16 protein-coding genes and 1 pseudogene are annotated in these 18,608 nt (G+C 68.1%); 13 read left to right on the forward strand and 4 right to left on the reverse strand.

What is annotated here, in order from left to right; genetic code table 11:
* Positions 1 to 405 precede the first annotated feature (405 nt).
* From ACOYYX_RS02270 to ACOYYX_RS02330, 13 genes are all read left to right on the forward strand, one after another.
* Positions 406 to 1,041, forward strand: a complete 636-nt coding sequence (locus ACOYYX_RS02270) for a hypothetical protein (RefSeq protein WP_422928312.1) — start codon at positions 406 to 408, stop codon at positions 1,039 to 1,041.
* 455 nt (positions 1,042 to 1,496) lie between these two features.
* The gene (locus ACOYYX_RS02275; protein WP_422928313.1) at positions 1,497 to 2,975 is read left to right on the forward strand and encodes a flagellar biosynthesis/type III secretory pathway lipoprotein; all 1,479 of its coding nucleotides are present in this window, start codon (positions 1,497 to 1,499) and stop codon (positions 2,973 to 2,975) included.
* On the forward strand, positions 2,972 to 3,562 hold the full coding sequence (locus ACOYYX_RS02280) for a FliG C-terminal domain-containing protein (protein WP_422928314.1): 591 nt from the start codon (positions 2,972 to 2,974) through the stop codon (positions 3,560 to 3,562). Before ACOYYX_RS02275 ends, ACOYYX_RS02280 begins: the two co-directional genes overlap by 4 nt.
* Entirely contained in the window at positions 3,555 to 3,863 is a 309-nt protein-coding gene (locus tag ACOYYX_RS02285; protein ID WP_422928315.1) for a FliG C-terminal domain-containing protein, read from the forward strand. Before ACOYYX_RS02280 ends, ACOYYX_RS02285 begins: the two co-directional genes overlap by 8 nt.
* A gap of 90 nt (positions 3,864 to 3,953) precedes the next feature.
* Complete coding sequence (locus tag ACOYYX_RS02290; protein ID WP_422928316.1) at positions 3,954 to 4,535, forward strand: flagellar biosynthetic protein FliO; 582 nt, start codon at positions 3,954 to 3,956, stop codon at positions 4,533 to 4,535.
* On the forward strand, positions 4,532 to 5,467 hold the full coding sequence (locus tag ACOYYX_RS02295; protein ID WP_422928317.1) for a flagellar biosynthetic protein FliP: 936 nt from the start codon (positions 4,532 to 4,534) through the stop codon (positions 5,465 to 5,467). Before ACOYYX_RS02290 ends, ACOYYX_RS02295 begins: the two co-directional genes overlap by 4 nt.
* Before the next feature lie 101 nt (positions 5,468 to 5,568).
* Complete coding sequence (locus ACOYYX_RS02300) at positions 5,569 to 5,835, forward strand: flagellar biosynthetic protein FliQ (RefSeq protein WP_422928318.1); 267 nt, start codon at positions 5,569 to 5,571, stop codon at positions 5,833 to 5,835.
* 140 nt (positions 5,836 to 5,975) lie between these two features.
* Complete coding sequence (locus ACOYYX_RS02305) at positions 5,976 to 6,734, forward strand: flagellar biosynthetic protein FliR (protein ID WP_422928319.1); 759 nt, start codon at positions 5,976 to 5,978, stop codon at positions 6,732 to 6,734.
* A 3-nt stretch (positions 6,735 to 6,737) separates the two neighbouring features.
* Complete coding sequence (locus ACOYYX_RS02310; RefSeq protein ID WP_422928320.1) at positions 6,738 to 7,781, forward strand: EscU/YscU/HrcU family type III secretion system export apparatus switch protein; 1,044 nt, start codon at positions 6,738 to 6,740, stop codon at positions 7,779 to 7,781.
* 540 nt (positions 7,782 to 8,321) lie between these two features.
* Positions 8,322 to 10,457 carry a flagellar biosynthesis protein FlhA gene (gene flhA / locus ACOYYX_RS02315; RefSeq protein ID WP_422928321.1) on the forward strand — a complete coding sequence of 712 codons (2,136 nt, stop codon included), beginning with the start codon at positions 8,322 to 8,324 and terminating at the stop codon, positions 10,455 to 10,457.
* Positions 10,458 to 10,640: 183 nt separating this feature from the next.
* A complete protein-coding gene (locus ACOYYX_RS02320) occupies positions 10,641 to 11,747 on the forward strand; it encodes a GTP-binding protein (RefSeq protein ID WP_422928322.1) in 1,107 nt (368 codons plus the stop codon).
* A 307-nt stretch (positions 11,748 to 12,054) separates the two neighbouring features.
* On the forward strand, positions 12,055 to 12,978 hold the full coding sequence (locus ACOYYX_RS02325) for a P-loop NTPase (protein ID WP_422928323.1): 924 nt from the start codon (positions 12,055 to 12,057) through the stop codon (positions 12,976 to 12,978).
* 293 nt (positions 12,979 to 13,271) lie between these two features.
* Positions 13,272 to 14,048, forward strand: coding sequence for a FliA/WhiG family RNA polymerase sigma factor (locus tag ACOYYX_RS02330; RefSeq protein ID WP_422928324.1), 777 nt, complete (start codon positions 13,272 to 13,274; stop codon positions 14,046 to 14,048).
* 165 nt (positions 14,049 to 14,213) lie between these two features.
* On the opposite strand, the pseudogene ACOYYX_RS02335 reads toward ACOYYX_RS02330, so the two are convergent.
* From ACOYYX_RS02335 to ACOYYX_RS02350, 4 genes and pseudogenes are all read right to left on the reverse strand, one after another.
* A pseudogene (locus ACOYYX_RS02335) lies at positions 14,214 to 15,435 on the reverse strand (MFS transporter).
* Between the two features lie 242 nt (positions 15,436 to 15,677).
* A complete protein-coding gene (locus ACOYYX_RS02340; protein WP_422928325.1) occupies positions 15,678 to 15,953 on the reverse strand; it encodes a hypothetical protein in 276 nt (91 codons plus the stop codon).
* Between the two features lie 56 nt (positions 15,954 to 16,009).
* Positions 16,010 to 16,786, reverse strand: a complete 777-nt coding sequence (locus ACOYYX_RS02345) for a class I SAM-dependent methyltransferase (RefSeq protein ID WP_422928326.1) — start codon at positions 16,784 to 16,786, stop codon at positions 16,010 to 16,012.
* A gap of 372 nt (positions 16,787 to 17,158) precedes the next feature.
* Entirely contained in the window at positions 17,159 to 18,577 is a 1,419-nt protein-coding gene (locus ACOYYX_RS02350; protein ID WP_422928327.1) for a hypothetical protein, read from the reverse strand.
* Between the last annotated feature and the right edge of the window lie 31 nt (positions 18,578 to 18,608).

Genomic DNA, 18,608 nt, shown 5'->3' on the forward strand with positions numbered 1-18,608 from the left:
TTGCTGCGTAGAGAGACTTTGATGTTTGTGTCGCCCGTGATGTGTCAAGTTTGACGATTGCCCGGAATGTGGGGTCGAACCTAATTGTGTAGATTTCCCAGTTTTACTGACCCCGATGATCGTTAAGTTGGCTCGCCCTAACTCGTGGCTGCAAAACGAGAAGCGCGTTCAAGGAGGTCTGCCGGGATGACGATACAAAGGTTGGCTCGCCAAGGCTAAGCCGAAGCGAGGACTCGGGAGCACCGAAATGGGTGGTGTCGTCCGAAGGATGGGCCGCAAGGCCTCGGGTTTTCGGGAAGACCTGCCGACGGAGGATGCCGTGACTAGCCCAATACAGGGTGGTGCGATACGGCCGGCCGGATTCGCCGCCCTTGATCGTAAAGAAGCCAAGGAGAGTTTTCTCCCATGTTGAAGCCCTTTGCGTTGAGCCTCAGCCTTGCCCTCGCTCTTGGTGCCTCTAGCGTGAGCATGGCCGGTGGCCTGTTCCACGGCACGTCCGGTTGCACGACCTGTGGTCTTGCTTCCGCTCAGGGCCCCGCCCCCAGCGCCCAGGCCCCGGTTGTCGCTTCGGCCCAGTCCGAGTGCGGCTACGCGGCCCCGAAGAAGTGCAGCCTCTTCAGCGGCTTCCAGGGCTTCCACTTCAAGAAGCCCCACCTCTTCGACGTCCAGTATGAGTGGGTCCTGAAGAAGAAGCTGGTTTGGGCGCACAAGGGTGGTTGCGGCACGGGTTGTGGCACCGGTGGCTGCGCCCCGTCCATCCTGCCCTCCAGCCAGTCCGTGGCCAGCCCCCAGGCCTACCCGACCAGCCAGTCGGTGATCCCGACCAGCCAGGCGTTCTACGGTAGCTCGGCTCCGTCCTACGCCAGCACCCCCGTCTACAGCGCCCCGGCCGCTCCGTCGGTCGCCGCCGCTGGCGACGAAGCTCCCCCGGCTCCGGCCGCCACCGAGCCCCCCCCGGCTCCGGCTGCTCCGGCCCCGTCGATCCCCGCCCCCAACGCTCCCCAGACGAGCCTGCTCTTCTCGACCCCGTCGAGCAACTGAGCTGGGCGTCACCTCCTGGGTGACATGTCCGGAAGCACGAAGCCCACGCACCGAGAGGTGCGTGGGCTTTTTTCGTTGGCCCCCATGCGACCCCATCTTCCCGTTTCGCGCCCCTTGTCGGCCGATCTTCGATCGGACTCCACACGGAATTGACAAGAACCGCCGATTGTGGATAACTGCCCCCGCAGGATGCGACGGGTCCCCTGATCCCAAGGAAGGGATGGCGGCCGCTCGCGACGGTCTCCGGGGGCCGAACCTACCGATCGTGCTCCCCTTCGATCCATCGCCGAGCGTTCCGATCGGGCCTTTCCCGTCTGCTTTCCCCGCTGTCGCGCCTTGTCGTCGCGCCCGCAGTTGGTCCCTACTCCCTGGCTGGATTGCGCCGGATGCGTCTCGTCCGGCGGTGGGAGATGCGTGACCGTATGGGCGCGGCCAAGTTGCTCGGAGGAGAGTCGATGCGGACCGAGAAGGTCATATCACCGGCCACGATCGCGGCTCGGCTCCGTACCCAGGGGGGCCGCATTCGCCGGGCCGTGCTCGCCCAGAGTGTGTTCGTCCGATGGCTGGCGGTCGGAGTCGCCGTGGCCCTGATTATCGCCATCGGCTACGTGGCGACGATCCCCACTCCCGGGACGTTCCTCCAGAACGGCAAGCAATACGCCGCCGACGACATCGCCAAGATCACGAGGGCCCTTGACGCTCAGTCGATCGCCTATCGCGTCGAGGAAGGGCGCATCGGCGTGGCCTCGGACCGCCTGACGGAGACGATGGCGATCGTCGCCAAGCTCGGCGTCGACCCCCGCCCGATCCCGGAGATTCGCGACGAGTCGCTCAAGTCGGGCTTCTTCGACAGCGCGAGCGAGATCGAGCGCCGGGCCAGCCTCGCCGAGGAGCAGACCCTCGAGACGATGATCCGCAACCTCGACGGGATCGTCTCCGCCTACGTCAAGATCAGCCGGAGCCGGACCCGTGTTATGGGCCGCTCGGCGACGGCCGCCACGGCCTTCGTCCAGGTCGAGACCGACGGCAACCACGAGCTGAACCCGAAGACGGTCGAGGCGATCAAGGGGCTGGTGCTCGCCTACGAGCATGACGTCAAGGCCGAGGGCCTCTCGCTCTACGACCGCAAGGGAAGGCCGTATCTCCACGCCGGCAACCCGACCGCCGGGGCGATCACCCGGACGAGGGCCCGGGAGGAGGAATTGAGCCAGGCGGTCTACGAGGAACTCGAGTGGATCAAGGGGGTCAGGGTGACGGTCCAGCTCGTCCCGGCACCGCCCCCCGCGCCGATCCCCACGCCGGTCGCCGTGATCGAGGAGCCGCCCCCCGCCGAGACCACGATCAGCGTGAACCAGGGGATGGACCTCACGGCCGAGGTGAAGCCGGCCACGCCTCCACCCCCTTTGCCGCCGCCCAAGCCCGCCGTCGAGGTCCTGCAGGCGCACATCTGGGTGCGTGTGCCGACGAGTTACTACTACAAGATTTGCCCGGTCCGCAACCCGTCGAACGAGGACCTGCAACCCCTCGTCGCCAAGGCTGAGGGCCTGATCCGGACCGCCGTGAAGCTCGTCGTCCCCCCCGATGAGGCGGGGGAGGTCATGATCGACACGATCCCCGACAACGTCAGCTCCAAGACCGCACTCGAGGCCCCGAGCGTCCCCGAGAACCGGTCGACGCCGAGCTGGTGGATCCCGGCCGGGGTCGGCGGTGCGGTGGTCGCGATGCTGCTGATCGCCGGGGTCCGCGTGTTCGCGACGAGGAGGCCGGCGCGGTCGGCGACGCCCCCGAACGATCGCGGCCGATACAGCCGCGAGGATCCGGCGGAGACTCGCCCCGCGCCCACGGAACGGGTCCGGGAGCTGATCCGTCGCGACCCCGAGGCGGCCGCGAGCGTCCTGAATCGTTGGATTGGCCAGGGAGGGCATGCGGAATGACGCGCCTCGAGTCCGGTCGCCCCGCCGCGAATAAAGCCCCGAACGCCGCACCCGGCAACGACGCCGGGAGCCCGTTCGGCCCCGACGTCACGCCGCTCCGCAAGGCGGCCATCCTGCTCGTCAGCCTCGAGCAGCCGCTGGCCTCGCAGCTCCTGGCCCAGCTCGATCGCTCGGCCGTCGAGGCGGTCACTCTTGAGATCGCGCGGCTGGAACGGATCGCCCCAGCCGAACAGCATGCGGTTCTTGAGGAATTTTACGGACTCGGCCTCCGGCGACTGCGATTTGTATTCGAAGATCTCATCAAGTTGGACGATAGAGACATCAGGGAAGCGTACCACGAAGAGGATGCAGCAACCTGGGCCCTGGCCCTGGCCGGTGCAGCCAAACCCGTGAGAGCCAAGGTGCTCGACGCGCTCTCATCCGTATCGGCCGATTCGCTGCGTCAAGGCCTGGCCCGGTTGGGCCCGTTCCGCCTCGATGACGCGGAGGCGGCCCAGGCCGATGTGGCCGAACGGCTCCGTCGCCTACATGACCATGGACGACTCACCCTTCCCGACCCCAACGGTCAGGAGGCGATCCTTGTCTGACCTCGTTGCGTTCGAAGATCTCGGTGACCTCGACAACACGGACCTGCGTGCGGTCCTCGGCCAGGTCTCTCGCGATCAGCTTCTCGAGGCCCTCTACGGGACCAGCCCCGGTCTCCGTCGGCTCCTCCTGACGAAGCTCTCTTCCGCCTCGGCCAATGAGCTCGAGGCCCAGGTTAACGCGCACGACTACGTCTCGTTCGAGTCGGTTCACTCGGCGCAGCGAGCGGTGGTCGACGTACTCTGTCGTTTGAGTCGGGCAGGGCAGGTGGCCTTCGATGACCCCGAAGACATGGTGGCCTAGGAAGCGGCCCCCTTCTCTTCGGCGGTTCGAGCCGGACGTCTTGAGCCATCCCCGCTTGCACACCACGGCCTTTTCGCAAAGGATTTGCGGATGCCGAGCCTTCGAATTCGCCGCCCGTTCCTCGCCGGCGTGGTGGCCGTCCTGATCGCCGGGCTCGGGGTCTTCGACCTCCAGCTAAGCCCGGCGCGGGCGGACCAACCACCCGCCGACAATGCCTCAACCACCGCCGAGGCCTCGACCGACTCGGGCCGTCACCTCGTCCCCCAGCGCACCGGCTCCCGACGGCAGGGCGAGAGTCGAAGCTCGCAGGGGTCGAGCGGCTGGTGGTTGGGCACCGCGGGCATTGCCCTGGCGCTGGCCGTCTGCGGCGGGCTCAGCATCGCCGCCAGGCACATCGCGCCCAAGACGAATGCCGGTCCCTTGCGCGTCGTCGGCCGCACGAGCCTATCCCCAAAGCACACCGTGTATCTGCTGAAGGCCGGCGGGCGAACCTTGATCGTCGGCACCGGGCCTCAGGGGGCTCCTTCGCTCCTGGGCGAGCTCGACGAATTCGAGGACGACCTTCCACCCCAGGAAATCGCGACGAGGGCTGCGGCAACTCGCCCCGTGTCGATCCCGACGGGGGTTCGCGTCGGCGCCGGATTTGATCGACGCGTGGGGGACGACGAATGATCCCCATACGTCGAAACCGGGCAATCCTCGTCGTCGGCCTGCTGACGATCTCGCTTTTCATCGTGGGAGCAGGAGCCCCCGCGAAACGAGGGGCGAGCGTCAAGAAGCAGGCGGCCCCGAGCATCGCGATCAATGAAGGGCTCGGCGCGGTCGCCCCCGCCCCGGCCCAGACTCCGACGCCAACGTCCGCCACCCTCACGACGCCCGCGGCACCTCGCGCCGAGCGATCGAAGTCGGAGGCCCCCGCGCGAGACCCCCTCGCGTTCAACCCCGAGTCGCTGGTCGGCAGCCTCCGCACGATGGGGCCGTTCCTGCTGATCACGCTCGTGCCGATGGCCGTCTTGATGGTCACCTCGTTCGTGCGGATCAACATCGTCCTGATCCTCCTGCGCCAGGCCCTGGGCAGCCCCCAGGTCCCCGGGAATCAGGTGCTGACCGCGCTCGCCTTGCTGCTGACCGCGCTCGTGATGCAGCCCGTCGCCGAGAAGGTGTACCGCGAGGGTGTCGTCCCCTACCAGACCCACAAGGCCACCGCCGCCGAGGCCTGGGATGCGGGCACGCGACCGATCAAGGTATTCATGATCGATCAGATCGTCAGGACCAATCACACCGATTACCTGATGGATCTCTACGAGCTTTCCGTCCCGGCCGAGTCGAACGTCGCGGAGCCGAAATACTTCGAGGACTACCCGTTCCGGATCGTGGCGCCGGCGTTCCTGCTGAGCGAGCTGACGACGGCCCTGATGATCGGGTTCACGCTGTACTTGCCGTTCCTCGTGATCGACCTCGTGGTCTCGGCCGTGCTCGCGGCGATGGGGCTCTTCATGCTCCCGCCTTCGCTCGTGGCCCTGCCGCTCAAGTTGATCCTCTTCGTCCTGGCCGACGGCTGGATCCTCGTGGCGACCATGCTCCTGAGGAGCTTCGCCCCCTGATCGCGATAAGTCAAAGAGCCGGCCTGTTAGCCTTCAAGATGTCGCGATGGGGGCGATCCCATCGGCCTGCGAAACTATCTGACAGCGAGGGAGTCTCGGCCATGGAGTTGGCACAGGTCATCGATTGGTCGCGAGACGCGATCCGGCTGGCCCTCATGATGAGCGGCCCCCCGCTGGCGGTGGCCCTGGCGGTGGGGCTCCTGATCGGGATCGGCCAGACGCTCACGCAGTTGCACGAGCCGGTTGTGGCGATGGTCCCGAGGGTGGTCGCCGTCTTGCTGGTCGTCCTGGCGATCTTGCCCTGGCTGATCTCGCAATGGCTGTCGTTCACCACGAATTTGATCGACACGATCCCCGGATCACTTTAGCGAGGGTCGCCCCGAACATCGCGGAAAGACGTCGATGGATGTTCGGGCGTGACGGGTGTTTGCCTTTGACTGGACCGGCGGGGCCGCGACGAGGGTCGGGGCCTTTCGGAACGAAGCGAGAGGATGCGGGCACTCGGCTCATGACGACTGGCGAAATGGCCTGGCTCCTGGCGCATGGCGGGGTCGTGGCCCTCATCCTGGCTCGGGTCCTGGGCATGGCCTGGACGGCGCCCGCGTTGGCGACGCCCGGCGTCGACTCTCGCGCCCGCCTGATCCTCGGCGCCTTGCTCGCAGCGGTCCTGATCCCGTCCGTCGGCCCGCAACTCGCGGCACCCCTCGGATGGGAAGACCTGGCGCGGGCCTGCCTGGCCGAACTCGCCGTCGGCGCGGCCCTCGGCTGGTCGGCGTCGCTCATCATCGCCGGAGCCCGCCAGGCCGGCGAGCTCGTCGGGGCCCAGGCGGGCCTCTCGGCCGCGGCCCTCTTCGACCCCGAGGCCGGCGAGGAACTCACCCCGCTCGGCCACTGGTATGCCCTCGTGGCCCTGGGGACGTTCCTCGCCCTGGACGGACCGATCGCCCTAATGCGGGCCGTCGTGCAGAGCTACGAGGTGGTCCCGGTCGGCTCCCTGGCCCTCACGACGGAGACCGTCCAGCGCGCCTTCGGCCAGGTCGGGGCCGCGCTCGAGCTGGCCTTGCGGGCCGCTGCGCCGCCGGCTCTGGCGCTGGCCCTGGCGGGCCTGGCGATCGGCCTGCTCGGGCGTGCCGCGCCCTCGCTCCAACTCGTCTCGCTCTCGATGCCGATCCGGGCCGCGCTGGGCATGCTCCTGTTTGGCCTGGCGATGGCCGCACTGGTGGCGACCCTCACGACCGCCTGGGGTCGCTGGCCGGGAGGGTACTGATCCATGTCGGACGCGGAAGAACGGACACAAAGCCCGTCGAAGCTCAGGCGGGAGCAGGCCCGCGAGAGCGGCCAGGTCGCGCAGAGCGCCGAGCTGACGGGGGCCGCCGCCCTGTTCGCGGCCGTCCTGCTGCTGGGAGCCCGCGGGGATCAGCTCGCCTTGACCCTCATCGGCATGCTCCGCGCCCCGCTCCTGGGCGATCCCATGCTCCTGGCCAATCCTGACGAGGTTGTCGCTCGACTCCGCGGGATCGCCTTCGAGCTGATGGCCCCGCTGGGGATCCTGGCCGTAGGCTCCGCGACGGCCGCCATCCTGGCGCATCAGGCCCAGGTGCGCGGGCTCTTCGTGCCGGGGCTGCTCGCCCCCGACCCTTCGAGGCTCTGGACTCTTGGACGAGGACCCGGCTTCGCCACGCGCTCGGCGCGAGGGGCCTGGTCCGTCGCCAAGGCGGTCGTCGTCGTGGCCGTGGCCGCCTGGGCGATCCGTTCGGGCTGGCTCGACTACCTCCGCCTGGCCGATTCCGATACCCAAAGGCTCGCCCGCGCCGTCGGCGAGGCCATGCGTCGTCTTGCGCTCTACCTGGCCGGATCCACCCTGGCCCTCGGCCTCGTCGATTTCGGCCTCCAGCACCGCCGCTACGAGGCGATGCTCCAGATGACGCCGGAAGAGTCTCGCGAGGATCAGCGCTCGATGGAAGGGGATCCCGCCCTCAGGGCCAGGCGCCGACGACTCGCCAGGAGCTGGCGGAACGACTCCGCCGAGATTCTCGCGGGGGCCACCTTGATGCTCACCGGGCCGAGCGGCCTGACCCTGATCCTCGCCGGTGGCCCTCCGCCGCGACGCCCATCGATCCGCTCGGCACTCAAGGGGGCCGCGGGCCTCAAGCTGCGCGAGGCCGCCCTTCAGGCGAAGCTCCCGACCGTCGCCGCCCCCGACCTCGCCTATCGCCTCGCGACCCGCCCGGCCCCCGCCTTGCCACTCTCCGCCGAACAGGTCGCCGAACTCGCCGCGATCTGGCCGGTGGAATCGCCCAGGGGTGAGGCATGATCCTCGGGTGGAAAGGGCCTAAAATATCTTTGTATTTTTTGAATCTAAGAGATGCTGGATTGGGGCAATCGTTGCGCCGGATCGAGCATGGCGTTCGGCCGATGTCCCGCACCAGACCCCGAGGGCCCGATGATGCCCGAGAGATCGGCTCATAACGGCATGGATACAAGGGGTTTCGGGCTGACGAGCCGAAGGGCCCGGGTTCTGCGACGCAGGAACGACTCCGCCGGATTTGTCGAGGGTTTTTTGGCTTCAAACCCGCGCAAAGATCAGCATGCTTGACCCCCGCGGCGAGTTGCGTTTCGGACTGGACACGGGGGGCGATGCTGGGTATCGTCCCGCCACACATCCGACGCTCATCGAAACGATTTGCCGCACGATAGTTCGGAACCCAAATACCAAGCGAATCGGCCGTTCAGGCCGCCAATACTAGAATCGCTGGGGTCGGATGAGCATGGATGCTCGCCGCCTCAGCGATTCGTGCCGACCTCGGTCGGCCCGATTCATTGACCCTTTTGAACAGGTTGTGGAGGGGAACGGATGCCTCCCGCAGCGTCGAACGCCATCGGAACCGGTTGGTCACGCCTCACCGGGGCGATATTGCCGGTCACGATCGTGGGCGCGATCCTCGTGTTCGTCATCCCCGTCCCCCCCGGGGTCTTGGACCTCCTGCTCTCGGCGAACGTGACGCTCGCAGTGCTCGTGCTCCTGACGACGCTCTCGATCCGCACGCCGCAGGAGTTCAGCGCCTTCCCGACGATCCTGCTCACGACGACCCTGACGCGCCTGGTGCTCAACGTCGCGACCACCCGCCTGATCCTGACCAACGGCAAGGATGGGCTCGACGCGGCGGGGCGAGTGATCCGGGCCTTCGGCGAGTTCGTCTCCCGCGACCAGGTGCTCGTGGGGGTGATCCTCTTCTCGATCCTCGTCATCATCCAGTTCGTCGTGATCACCCGGGGTGCGACCCGCATCAGCGAGGTCGCGGCCAGGTTCATGCTCGACGGCCTCCCCGGGCGTCAGATGGCGATCGACGCCGACCTCCACGCCGGCGTCATCGACCAGCACGAGGCGCACCGGCGGCGAGAGGCCGTCTACCGCCAGGCCGATTTCTTCGGGGCCATGGACGGTGCCGGCAAGTTCGTCCGGGGCGACGCGGTCGCGGGCATCGTGATCGTGATCATCAACATCTGTGCGGGGCTTTACATCGGCGTCGTCCAGAACGGCATGGAGCTGGGCGTCGCGGTGAACGTCTTCACCAAGCTGACGATCGGCGACGGCCTCGTGAGCCAGGTCCCGGCGTTCCTGATCTCGCTGGCCTCAGGCCTGATCGTGACCCGGTCCTCGTCCGACTCGGACATCGGCCGCGACGTCGTCACCCAGCTCTTCGGCAGGCGGAGCGTCCTCATCGTGGGCGCGGTCTTCCTGACGGCCCTGGCCTTCACGCCGCTCCCCAAGCTGCCGCTGCTGGCGATCGCGGGCGCGATGGGATTCGGGGCCTACTGGCTCGGCCTGCAACCGACCGAGGTAGCGGAGGTCGAGGAAGAGGTCGACGAGGCTCCTCCGGCCCCCGAGCCCGTCACGGATCGGATGGAAGACCTGCTGCACGTCGACCCGCTCGAACTCGAGATCGGCTACCGCCTCATCTCGCTGGCCGAGCCGGGGCGTGGCGGCGACCTCCTCGACCGGCTCCGCACGGTCCGGCACCGGGTCGCCCGCGACCTCGGCCTCATCGTGCCGCAGGTCCGCATCCGGGACGACATCGGGCTCGGGCCGCACGAATACCGGCTCAAGATCCGAGGAACGGTCGTCGGCCAGGGGATCGCCTACGCCGGCAAGCTGCTGGCGGTCCCGCCCGGCGGGCTCGTCACGAGGCCCGATGGTCGCGACGGCGTCGACCCGGTCACCGGCCAGCCGGCCGTCTGGATTCACGCCGACGGGCGTGAGGTCGCCGAACTCGCGGGCTGCCGGATCATCGAGGCCTCGGCCGTCGTCGCCGGGCACTTCGGCGAGATCGTGCTGGGCCATGCAGATGAGTTGATGACGCGAGACCAGGTCAGCCGACTGCTCGACCGGGTCCGCACCACCTCGCCGGCGCTCGTCGACGAAGTGGTCCCCGCCTTGCTGCGTGCCGGCGAGCTCCAGCGTGTCTTGCAGAACCTGCTCCGCGAACGGGTGAGCATCAGGGACCTCGAGACCATCCTCGAGACCCTGGCCGTCCACGCCGGCCGGGTCAACGACACGGACGTCCTCACCGAGCACGTCCGTTGCGGCCTGGCCAGGCGGATCACCGAGCAGTACAAGGGGACCGATGGCCGACTCCGCGTGGTGACGCTCTCCAGGCTGCTCGACGCCAGGCTCGCCGCGGCCGGCAGTCAGACGGAGACGAGCCCCTCGGCCGCGCTCGGCACCGACACGTCTCGCAGCATCGTCCGGGCCGTGGCGAATGCGGTGGGGAACCTGGTCGATGCCGGGTATCCGGCGATCGTCCTCACGTCGGCCGAGGCCCGGCCCGTCCTCAAGGACCTGACTCGTGCGGACCTCTCGCGACTGGTCGTCCTCAGCCAGCGGGAAATCCCGCGCGATACGCCCGTCGAGTCTCTCGGCATCGTCATCGAGGAAGACCTGCCCGCCGTCACGTCGATCGACACGGCGGTCAGCGTGGGACTTCGTTGAGATCGCGGACCTCCCCGGTTTCGGGGACATATCCTGGTCCCGCACCGCAACGTGAGGGTTCTCAAAGGTTAGGAGTCGGCCCGAGTCGTCGACGGTCGGCCGGCACGTCGGATCAGACGTGGTTGGCCTGAAGAAGTGAAGAAACGTCGGTTTAACGTGTGCGTCGAGGGGAGCCTGGTGGCGATGAGTCCCAAAACCTATCGCGCGGGTACGATGAAGGAGGCGCTGGCCCTGGTGCGCCGGGACCTCGGCGGCAACGCCGTGATCCTGGGGAGTCGGGAAGTGCGCCGTCGCCGCCTGTTCGGCCTGGGGACTCGCGAGATGATCGAGGTCACGGCCTCGGACAGCGTCGTCGAGAGCGGTTCGAAGTCTGGCGGCTCGACGCCGCCGAACCCGGCCTTGCAGTCGGAGTTCGGCGAGCAGCTCTCCCGGCTCCATGCCATGGTCGAGGACCTCAGCCGCCACGGCCGGATCGACCACCTCTTGCCCGACCTGCCCGGCGAACTTGTGCCGACGTACGCCCAATTGCTCGAGGCCGACGTGCCGGAGGTCCTGTCGCGTCGGCTCGTCCGCTACATCGTGGATCGGCTCGAGCCCGAGCAGGTGAGCGATCCGGAGGCGGTCAGCGAGGCCCTCTGCGAGGCGGTCGAGGCCTTCGTGCCGATCGCCCCGCCGATCGCGGCGGTCGCCGGCACGAGGCGGGTCGTCGCGCTCGTCGGGCCGACGGGGGTCGGCAAGACCACGACCGTCGCCAAGCTCGCGGCCAACTTCAAGCTCGCGCATGGCTTCCGGCCCGGCCTGGTCACGGTCGACACGTACCGGATCGCGGCGGTCGAGCAGCTCCGGACGTATGCCGAGATCATCAGCCTCCCCCTGGCCGTCGCCAACGCCCCGGACGAGATGCGCCGGGCGATCGACGAACTCGGGGATGTGGATATCGTCCTGATCGACACGGCGGGGCGGAGCCCCCGCGACGAGATCAAGATCCGGGAACTGGCCGACTTCCTCCAGGCCGCGCAGCCCGACGAGACGCACCTCGTCCTGAGCGCGGTGGCGGGGGAGCGGAGCCTGCGGGCGGCCGTCGAGCGGTTCGCCGTGGTGCATGCCGATCGCCTGATCCTGACGAAGCTCGACGAGGCGGACGGGCTCGGCGGCGTCCTCGCCGTGCTGGGCCAGGCCAATCGCCCCGTCAGCTATTTGACCACGGGCCAGGCCGTCCCCGACGACATCGAGCCGGCCGACCGCCGCAGGCTCGCGCGCCTGATCCTGGGGCAGGAGCCGCTCGATTGAGGGGGCAATCCGGGGGCCTTGTTGCCATCGAAGAACGCTCGGTCGAGAATCTTCGCGAGTTTGGATTGCTAAAAGGTGTTGAATCTGGATAAATTTTGACGGATCACTTCTGGTCCTTCGACCATGGATGACGGGTTGGGCTTGCGATGCGGTGCAGAGGCGACCGCCGGGGAAGAACCGGCCGTCGAATGGGCGAAATGGGCCCGCCGCGTTCATGTCGAGGCTTCGAGGTTGGATGTCGCGGTGCGATGGCCCGGATCGAGTCGGCCTGACCTTACCGTCCCGAGGTTATAGTTAAGGAACCGCCATGTCCGATCAAGCCGACGGACTGAGACAGCTCGTTCGGGAGCGTTCCGGAGCGACGGCCCTGGCCGAACCTCCTGAGCAGGAACCGGCTCGGGCGGTCGAGGCTCCCTCACGAGCCCAGTCCCTGCTCTTCACGAGCGGGAAGGGGGGGGTGGGGACATCGAACCTGGCGCTCAACCTGGCGATCGCGCTGGGGGAGTCCGGCCAGCGCGTCGTGTTGGTCGATGCCGACCTCGGCCTCGCCAACATCGACCTGCTCTGCGGGCTCGCCCCCCATTGCGACCTCGGGGACGTGCTGTCGGGCGACTGCTCGCTGGCCGACGCCCTGGTCTCCGGGCCGGGCGACATCCGGATCGTGCCGGGAGCCCACGGGATGAGGACGCTGGTCGACGTGCTCGGCGACGGGCCGAGGCGGCTGGCCGTCGAACTGGCGGAGCTCGAGGAGGGGGCCGACTTCCTCCTCGTCGACGCCGGGTCGGGGCTCGGCCCCGGGATCATGACCCTCGCGGCCGCGGCTGAGCAGGTCGTGCTGGTGACGACCCCCGAGCCCACCTCGGTGGCCGACGCCCACGCCGTCATCGGCCGATTCAGGCGCCTCTCGGGTCCTTCGAGGATCCGGGCGGTGGTGAACCAGGCCGCGTCCGCGTCGGAGGCGGCCGACGTCCTCGACCGGCTGTCGGCGTCGAGCCGGCAGTTCCTGGGGACGGTCGTCTCGGGCCTCGGACACGTCCGCTCCGACTCGCACGTGCCCCTGGCCGTGCGGCTCCGGCAGCCGTTCGTCCTGGCCTATCCGGGGTCGATGGCCTCGAAGGGGGTCCGTCGCCTGGCCCGCGAGCTGATCGAGGAACGACGGCCCTCGAGCCGACGCCCGGGATTCTTCGCGGCGATCGCGGCCCGATGGGCCCTGAGTCGCGTCGCTCGCTGAAGTTGAAGGGACTTGAGCCCTTAAGCCGCCCGGTTCACTCGCCAGTTGCGGTCGTAGGGGCTGATTTTGTAATGCCACTCAAGCCGGTTCCGCCGGTTGTCCGATAACTTGAGAATAGATCGGGTTCCTTGAACCGCGAGAGGTCAGGAGGGGGATCGAAGGCCCCTCGGTCTCGGTCGAGACCGGGGAGACGAGATCCCGAGGGGAGCCAGCACCGGGTCCGAGGCCGGGCGGCGACTCACTCCTGATGCACATGGATGTGCCCCTCTTGCGCAGCCGACATGGAGGTCAGGATGTCAACAAAGCTGGACGTGGACGTTACAGAACTCTGGCGGGAGTTCAAGGAACACCCAACCACGCCCTTGCGCAATCGACTCGTCGAGCGTTACTTGCCACTGGTCAAGTACAACGCCGAGAGGATCTGGCAGCGTCTGCCCGAGGGCGTCGACCTCGACGACCTGATCTCGGCGGGCGTCTTCGGCCTGATGGACGCGATCGACGCCTTCGACCTGACCCGCGGGGTCAAGTTCGAGACGTACTGCGTCCCCCGGATCCGAGGCGCGATGCTCGACGAGCTCAGGACGATGGACTGGGTCCCCCGACTGGTGCGCTCCAAGCACACCAAGATGGAAGAGGCCCGCAAGTCCCTCGAGGCCCAGCACGGCCGTCCCCCGACGGACGCCGAGCTCGCCGAACGCCTCGGCCTGCCGCTCGACGAATATGAGAAGATGGCGATGGACGCCAACGCCGTCGGCCTCATCAGCCTCAACAAGAAGTGGTACGAGACCGACAGCTACAAGGATGTCCGCGAGATCGACATCCTCGAGGACAAGAAGGGGGAAGACCCCACCCGACGTCTCCAGCGCAAGGACCTGATGCGCATGGTGACCAAGGGCCTGAACCGCAACGAACGCCTGATCATCATCCTGTACTACTATGAAGAACTGACCATGAAAGAGATCGGGGCGACTCTCGACCTGAGCGAGTCCCGCGTCTCCCAGATGCACTCATCGATCATCCAGCGGCTCCAGTCGCAGCTCTCGTCGCGGCGTCCCGAATTCGGCACGTAAGTCGAGCGTGTCCCGTTCGGCTCCCCTCGATCGAGTCCGCGTCGATAATATCCCGGGCCCGTCCCGGCGTCTCCCTGCGATACAAAGGTCGGGGGACGCCGGGACGGGCTCCCGCGTTTTTCGAACCACGCATCGAGAACCAAACCGGATCGCGCGGCTCCTACCTCACGAAAGCGTCGCAGCGCGCGAGGCCATGCAACTCATCGTCGCCGCCTCCCCGGATGCGGCCGACGAGGCGTCGCTCGCGCCTCGGAGCGTCAGGGCCCAGAAGGCCAGGGCGGCGAGGCTGATCGAGGCCCCCAGCAGGCTCACCCCGGCCCAGCCCGCCTCGGCGTAGGCCCGGGTCGAGGCGATCGAGCCGACCCCGCTGCCGACCGCATAGAAGAGCATGTAGCAGCCGACGAGCCGCCCGTGGGCCTCGGGCCGGATTCGGAGGATCATGCTCTGATTCGTGACGTGGAGCGCCTGCCCGGCCAGGTCCAGCGCGAGGACTCCAAGAACCAGGAGCCCGAGCGACTGCCGCGCGAATCCGATCGGGAGCCACGAGGCCAGGAGCAGGACGAGGGCGAGACCGCTGGTCCATTGCCCAAGGCCGCGGTCCGCCCAGTGGCCGGCCCTCGCGGCGCCGAGCCGCACCCGCGGCCCCCGCGATGCCGAAGGCGCCGATCGCCGTGTGGGAGAGCGAATAGGGGGGCTCGCTGAGCGGCAGCACCAGCGAGGTCCAGAAGACGCTGAACGCCGCGAACATGAGCATCGCCAGGACGCCGCGGACTTGCAGCACCCGCTCCCGGACCAGCAACGTGAACATCGAGCCGAGCAACGATCCGTAGGAGAGGCGGGCGGGCGCGAGATCCTGGCCCGGGAGACCTCGCCGCAGCGCCGCGATCATGACGATGGCCACGAAGGCCGAGGTGAAGTAGACCGACCGCCAGCCCGCGAGGTCGGCCAGGACTCCCGCCACCGTCCGGGCCAGGAGCAGGCCGATCACCACGCCCCCTTGCGCGGTGCCCACGACCCGCCCTCGCTCCTCGGGCGACGCGAGGGTCGCCGCGAAGGCCAGCAGCCCCTGGGTCATCGCGGTGCCGAGCAGGCCTACGGCGAACATCCCTGGGAACAAGGTCGCCCGCGACTGCGAGGCTCCGACCAGCGTCAGCGCCAGGGCCAGGAGCGCCAGTTGCGCCAGGACGAGCCGTCGCCGGTCCAGCAGGTCACCCAGCGGCACCACGAACAGCAGGGCGACCGCACAACCGGCCTGTGTGGCGGTGCCCACCAGGCCGATCGAGGCCTCCCGGATCCCGAAATCCTCGGCCATCGCATCCAAAAGCGGCTGTGCGTAATAGACGTTGGCCACGCTCAGCCCGCAGGCCATCGCGAACAGCATCACCATGGAACGCGGCAACGGCGAGTACGCCCCATCCGCCCTCGTCCCCCGCCCCAGGCGTGATGTGGACTCGGCCGTTTGGTTTTCGAGCGACATATGCGACTCCTTCCTTTTAGGTTGCATTATGAAACCGAACTGATCGTAGGGGTTTCGGTTTCATAATGCAACCTAAAAGGACGGGTGCGACGGTCCCCAGGTCGCCCGATGTTGCGTTCGTCGGGCGATGGGAGTGTGGCCTGGGGATCGGGTTACCTGGAGCTGGCCGAGGTGGCCTGGGCCTTGCGCCCGCCCGGCCCGCCCTGGTGGCTGGGCATGGTGAGCATGGCGATGAGGAAGAGGATCACCACGACGGCGCCGAGGGACCAAAGAAGGATCTTCTGGCCCTGCGGGAGCGGGAAGGGGGCCGTGCGCTCGAGGTATTCGGCGAAGGGCTTGCGCGGGCCGGAACTGGTCTGTTTCTCGAACAGCTCGCTCTTGCGGGCCTTGATGGAGAGATCCTGCTCTCGAGGCAGCTCGGGGGCCATTGGCTGGGCCTCCATTGGGGGGAGTTCGCGTCGACTCGAATCGAAACGTCTCAGGGTCAGGCTCGGGCCCGGAACGACCAATCCCAACTGCGAGGATGGTCGGCGAAGTCGGTCCCGCCGGCCATGCTCTCGTCCCAGGGATAGAGTACTTGGTCCAGCTCGATCGACGCAAACCCCGCCTTGGTCAGGCGGTGCTGGATTTCGAACGGCTGCCAGAACTTCTGCCTGAGGCCCAGGAACTTGAAGCGGCCGAAGGCGAACTCGTAGTACTGGTGCTCGGCGTGGAAGGCCGCGGTGCGCTCGGCCTCCTCGGGGGAGAGCCCGCGGTCGAGCGCCTGGTCCATCAGCAGCATCGTGTGGTAGTGGATGGCGTCGATCGAGGGGACGACGCCCATGAAGAGCCCGCCGGGGCGGAGGCTGCCGTGGATCGCCTTCAAGGTCTGGTCGATGACCCGGACGTCGGGCATGACCAGCGAGTTGATGGCGATGGCCACGTCGAACTGGCCGGCGTAGCCGTCCAGGTCGTGCATCGGCCTGGTCTCGAACGTGACCTTCTTGGCGTTCGCCGGCCCGAGGCGATCGCGGGCGCAGGCGATCATGTCGGGGGCGAAGTCGAGCGCCACGACCTGGCCGAAGCGACCGACGAGCCTGGGCAGCAGGGGCCCGGTCCCGCAGCCGAGGTCCGCCACCGTGAGCCGCTCGGGATCGGGGATCTGCTCGAGCTGCACCAGCAGGGGGTTCACGACGTCGGGGTTGAGCGCGTCGAGGAAGAGCTCGTCATACCGGGAGGCGTGACGGCTCCACTGTCGGTCCTGATCTTGGAGGTTGGGCACGAGACGGCATTTCCTTGGATGAGCACTCGGACAGTTCCGGGGCTTCGCGGCCTCTCTCCTCGAGGGACGAAACCACGTCGCGAATCGCAGGCGGCCCGACGCGGCGTTGCGCTCGAGGTCGCACGCCGGGCCGACTCCTCAGCGGGTCTCAACGAACGCCAATACCCTTGGAGCCTGTTGATCTTCCGAGGAAACACCCCAACGTATCTTGCCTTGCCGGACCCTGCCTGACAATCGCGGGCCCCCGCGGAGGGAGAAAGTCCACAGGGTGAGATGCCCTCGATCGCAGGCCGATCGTTATCCCGAACAGGCCCTCATCGAATTATACGCCGGGACGCATGCCGCAGTAGAGCTTGCAGGCGGCGGCCCCGCTCATCGCCTGGGCAGGCGGTCGAGGAAGGCGAAGTAGCGGCGGAGGACCGGCTGGTCCTTGAAGAGGGGGATGGGCCGCACGGGGAAGTCCAGGACGAGCGCATCGGCCAGGGCGTGGGTCAGCTCGACGGGCGAGGCCAGGCGCGGGTGAGGGTCGTCGTCGGCGTGGAACGACCAGATCAGCGTCTCCAACTGCCAGACGAGCGAGCCCGAGGCGAAGTCCTCCGGCAGGGGGCGGTCGGGGGCGAAACGGCGGATCCTCGCATCCCACTTCAGGGCGAGGACGCGGTCGTGCTCGGAGCCTGGCCCGTCCTCCGCGCGGAGGTTCGCCTGCTCGTCGTCGGAGAGCAGCGGCCCCTGATAGCGGAGGTCGCGGGCCAGGGTCGTCATCAGGGCGACGAGGTCCTCGTCCCCGTGGGTTGCCTCGGCCTGGAGGACGCCGAAGCGCTCGCTGATCTCGCGCAGGCTTTCGGCGACCTTCTTCCGATCCGAGGCGGAGGCCGTGTTGCGCGATGTGTCGGCGAGCCCAGGCTTCGAAGGCGACGTCGCCGAGAGGCCCTGTCGCTGGGATGAAGCCCGCTCGGCCTGTTTCGAGTCGACCGAGCCCGCGTCGTGCGGGCGCCTCGCCAGGCCGAAGCCCACGCCGAGGAGCACTCCGACGGCTCCGACCCAGGGGAGCCAGGGGTGCCTCGCCCGGAACGACCCCAAGTGGTTTGCGCCCGGCTCGATTTGCGGCTCGGCCTCCGGGGCGAACGGATCGACGTAGGAGGCGTCGAGCGCGACGCTCGAGAGCTTCGGGAGCGCGACAAGGTCGAATCGGTTGTCGTTGCCGTAGGCCCAGGTCGCTAGCGAGAGCCTCGCCCGGGTCGCTTCGGGCAGGAGTTGCCAGGCCTCTCCGGCCAGGTCATCGATCGGGCTGGGAGCCTGGATTGCGATCCGCTTTCCCTGGGCGAGCAGGGCGGCGATCTGCCGCCCGGGCGCCGAGGCCGACTGCACCTTGGAATCGGAATCAGCGGGCCCGGCGAGCCAGGTTCCCGACGGCAACGACTTAGTCTCGGCGGTCCAGCCTTCGCGGAACAGGTGGGAGAACTGGAAGGGGTTGCCGCCGGCCTGGGCGTAGTCGTGCGGGTCGAGGAAGAGGGCGTGGAAGGCCAGGGCGCCCGGCCTCCCCTGGTCGTCGACCCCCTGGGGGAAGACGCCGACGATCGCCCGCGGGCCGCTCGCAAGCAGCAGCGTGAAGAGGGAACTCGTCTCGAGGCTCCCCGCGGGTCTCTCGCCGAAGCGCTGGCAGGCCGCGCGGAGGTCGTTCAGCCATTCGGGCTGGCAGCCTGGGGACGTCGCCAGGATGGCGTAACCCCGGTCCCAGAAGGAGAAGCTGCCGTAGACGGCCTGCTCGTAGGTGAAGAAGACCTCGTCCATGGTGCCCTCGCCGCGGCCGATTCCATCCGAG

It is taken from the genome of Singulisphaera chitinilytica (genome assembly GCF_049331405.1).
Classification (GTDB): domain Bacteria; phylum Planctomycetota; class Planctomycetia; order Isosphaerales; family Isosphaeraceae; genus PoT.

Bases quoted from the DNA above. Each gene is read 5' to 3' on its own strand.
- flhA (WP_422928321.1), top strand. From the start codon at position 8,322: ATGCCTCCCGCAGCGTCGAACGCCATCGGAACCGGTTGGTCACGCCTC.
- ACOYYX_RS02305 (WP_422928319.1), top strand. From the start codon at position 5,976: ATGACGACTGGCGAAATGGCCTGGCTCCTGGCGCATGGCGGGGTCGTG.
- ACOYYX_RS02310 (WP_422928320.1), top strand. From the start codon at position 6,738: ATGTCGGACGCGGAAGAACGGACACAAAGCCCGTCGAAGCTCAGGCGG.
- ACOYYX_RS02330 (WP_422928324.1), top strand. From the start codon at position 13,272: ATGTCAACAAAGCTGGACGTGGACGTTACAGAACTCTGGCGGGAGTTC.
- ACOYYX_RS02325 (WP_422928323.1), top strand. From the start codon at position 12,055: ATGTCCGATCAAGCCGACGGACTGAGACAGCTCGTTCGGGAGCGTTCC.
- ACOYYX_RS02300 (WP_422928318.1), top strand. From the start codon at position 5,569: ATGGAGTTGGCACAGGTCATCGATTGGTCGCGAGACGCGATCCGGCTG.
- ACOYYX_RS02290 (WP_422928316.1), top strand. From the start codon at position 3,954: ATGCCGAGCCTTCGAATTCGCCGCCCGTTCCTCGCCGGCGTGGTGGCC.
- ACOYYX_RS02320 (WP_422928322.1), top strand. From the start codon at position 10,641: ATGAGTCCCAAAACCTATCGCGCGGGTACGATGAAGGAGGCGCTGGCC.
- ACOYYX_RS02340 (WP_422928325.1), bottom strand. From the start codon at position 15,953: ATGGCCCCCGAGCTGCCTCGAGAGCAGGATCTCTCCATCAAGGCCCGC.
- ACOYYX_RS02350 (WP_422928327.1), bottom strand. From the start codon at position 18,577: ATGGACGAGGTCTTCTTCACCTACGAGCAGGCCGTCTACGGCAGCTTC.
- ACOYYX_RS02270 (WP_422928312.1), top strand. From the start codon at position 406: ATGTTGAAGCCCTTTGCGTTGAGCCTCAGCCTTGCCCTCGCTCTTGGT.
- ACOYYX_RS02280 (WP_422928314.1), top strand. From the start codon at position 2,972: ATGACGCGCCTCGAGTCCGGTCGCCCCGCCGCGAATAAAGCCCCGAAC.
- ACOYYX_RS02295 (WP_422928317.1), top strand. From the start codon at position 4,532: ATGATCCCCATACGTCGAAACCGGGCAATCCTCGTCGTCGGCCTGCTG.
- ACOYYX_RS02275 (WP_422928313.1), top strand. From the start codon at position 1,497: ATGCGGACCGAGAAGGTCATATCACCGGCCACGATCGCGGCTCGGCTC.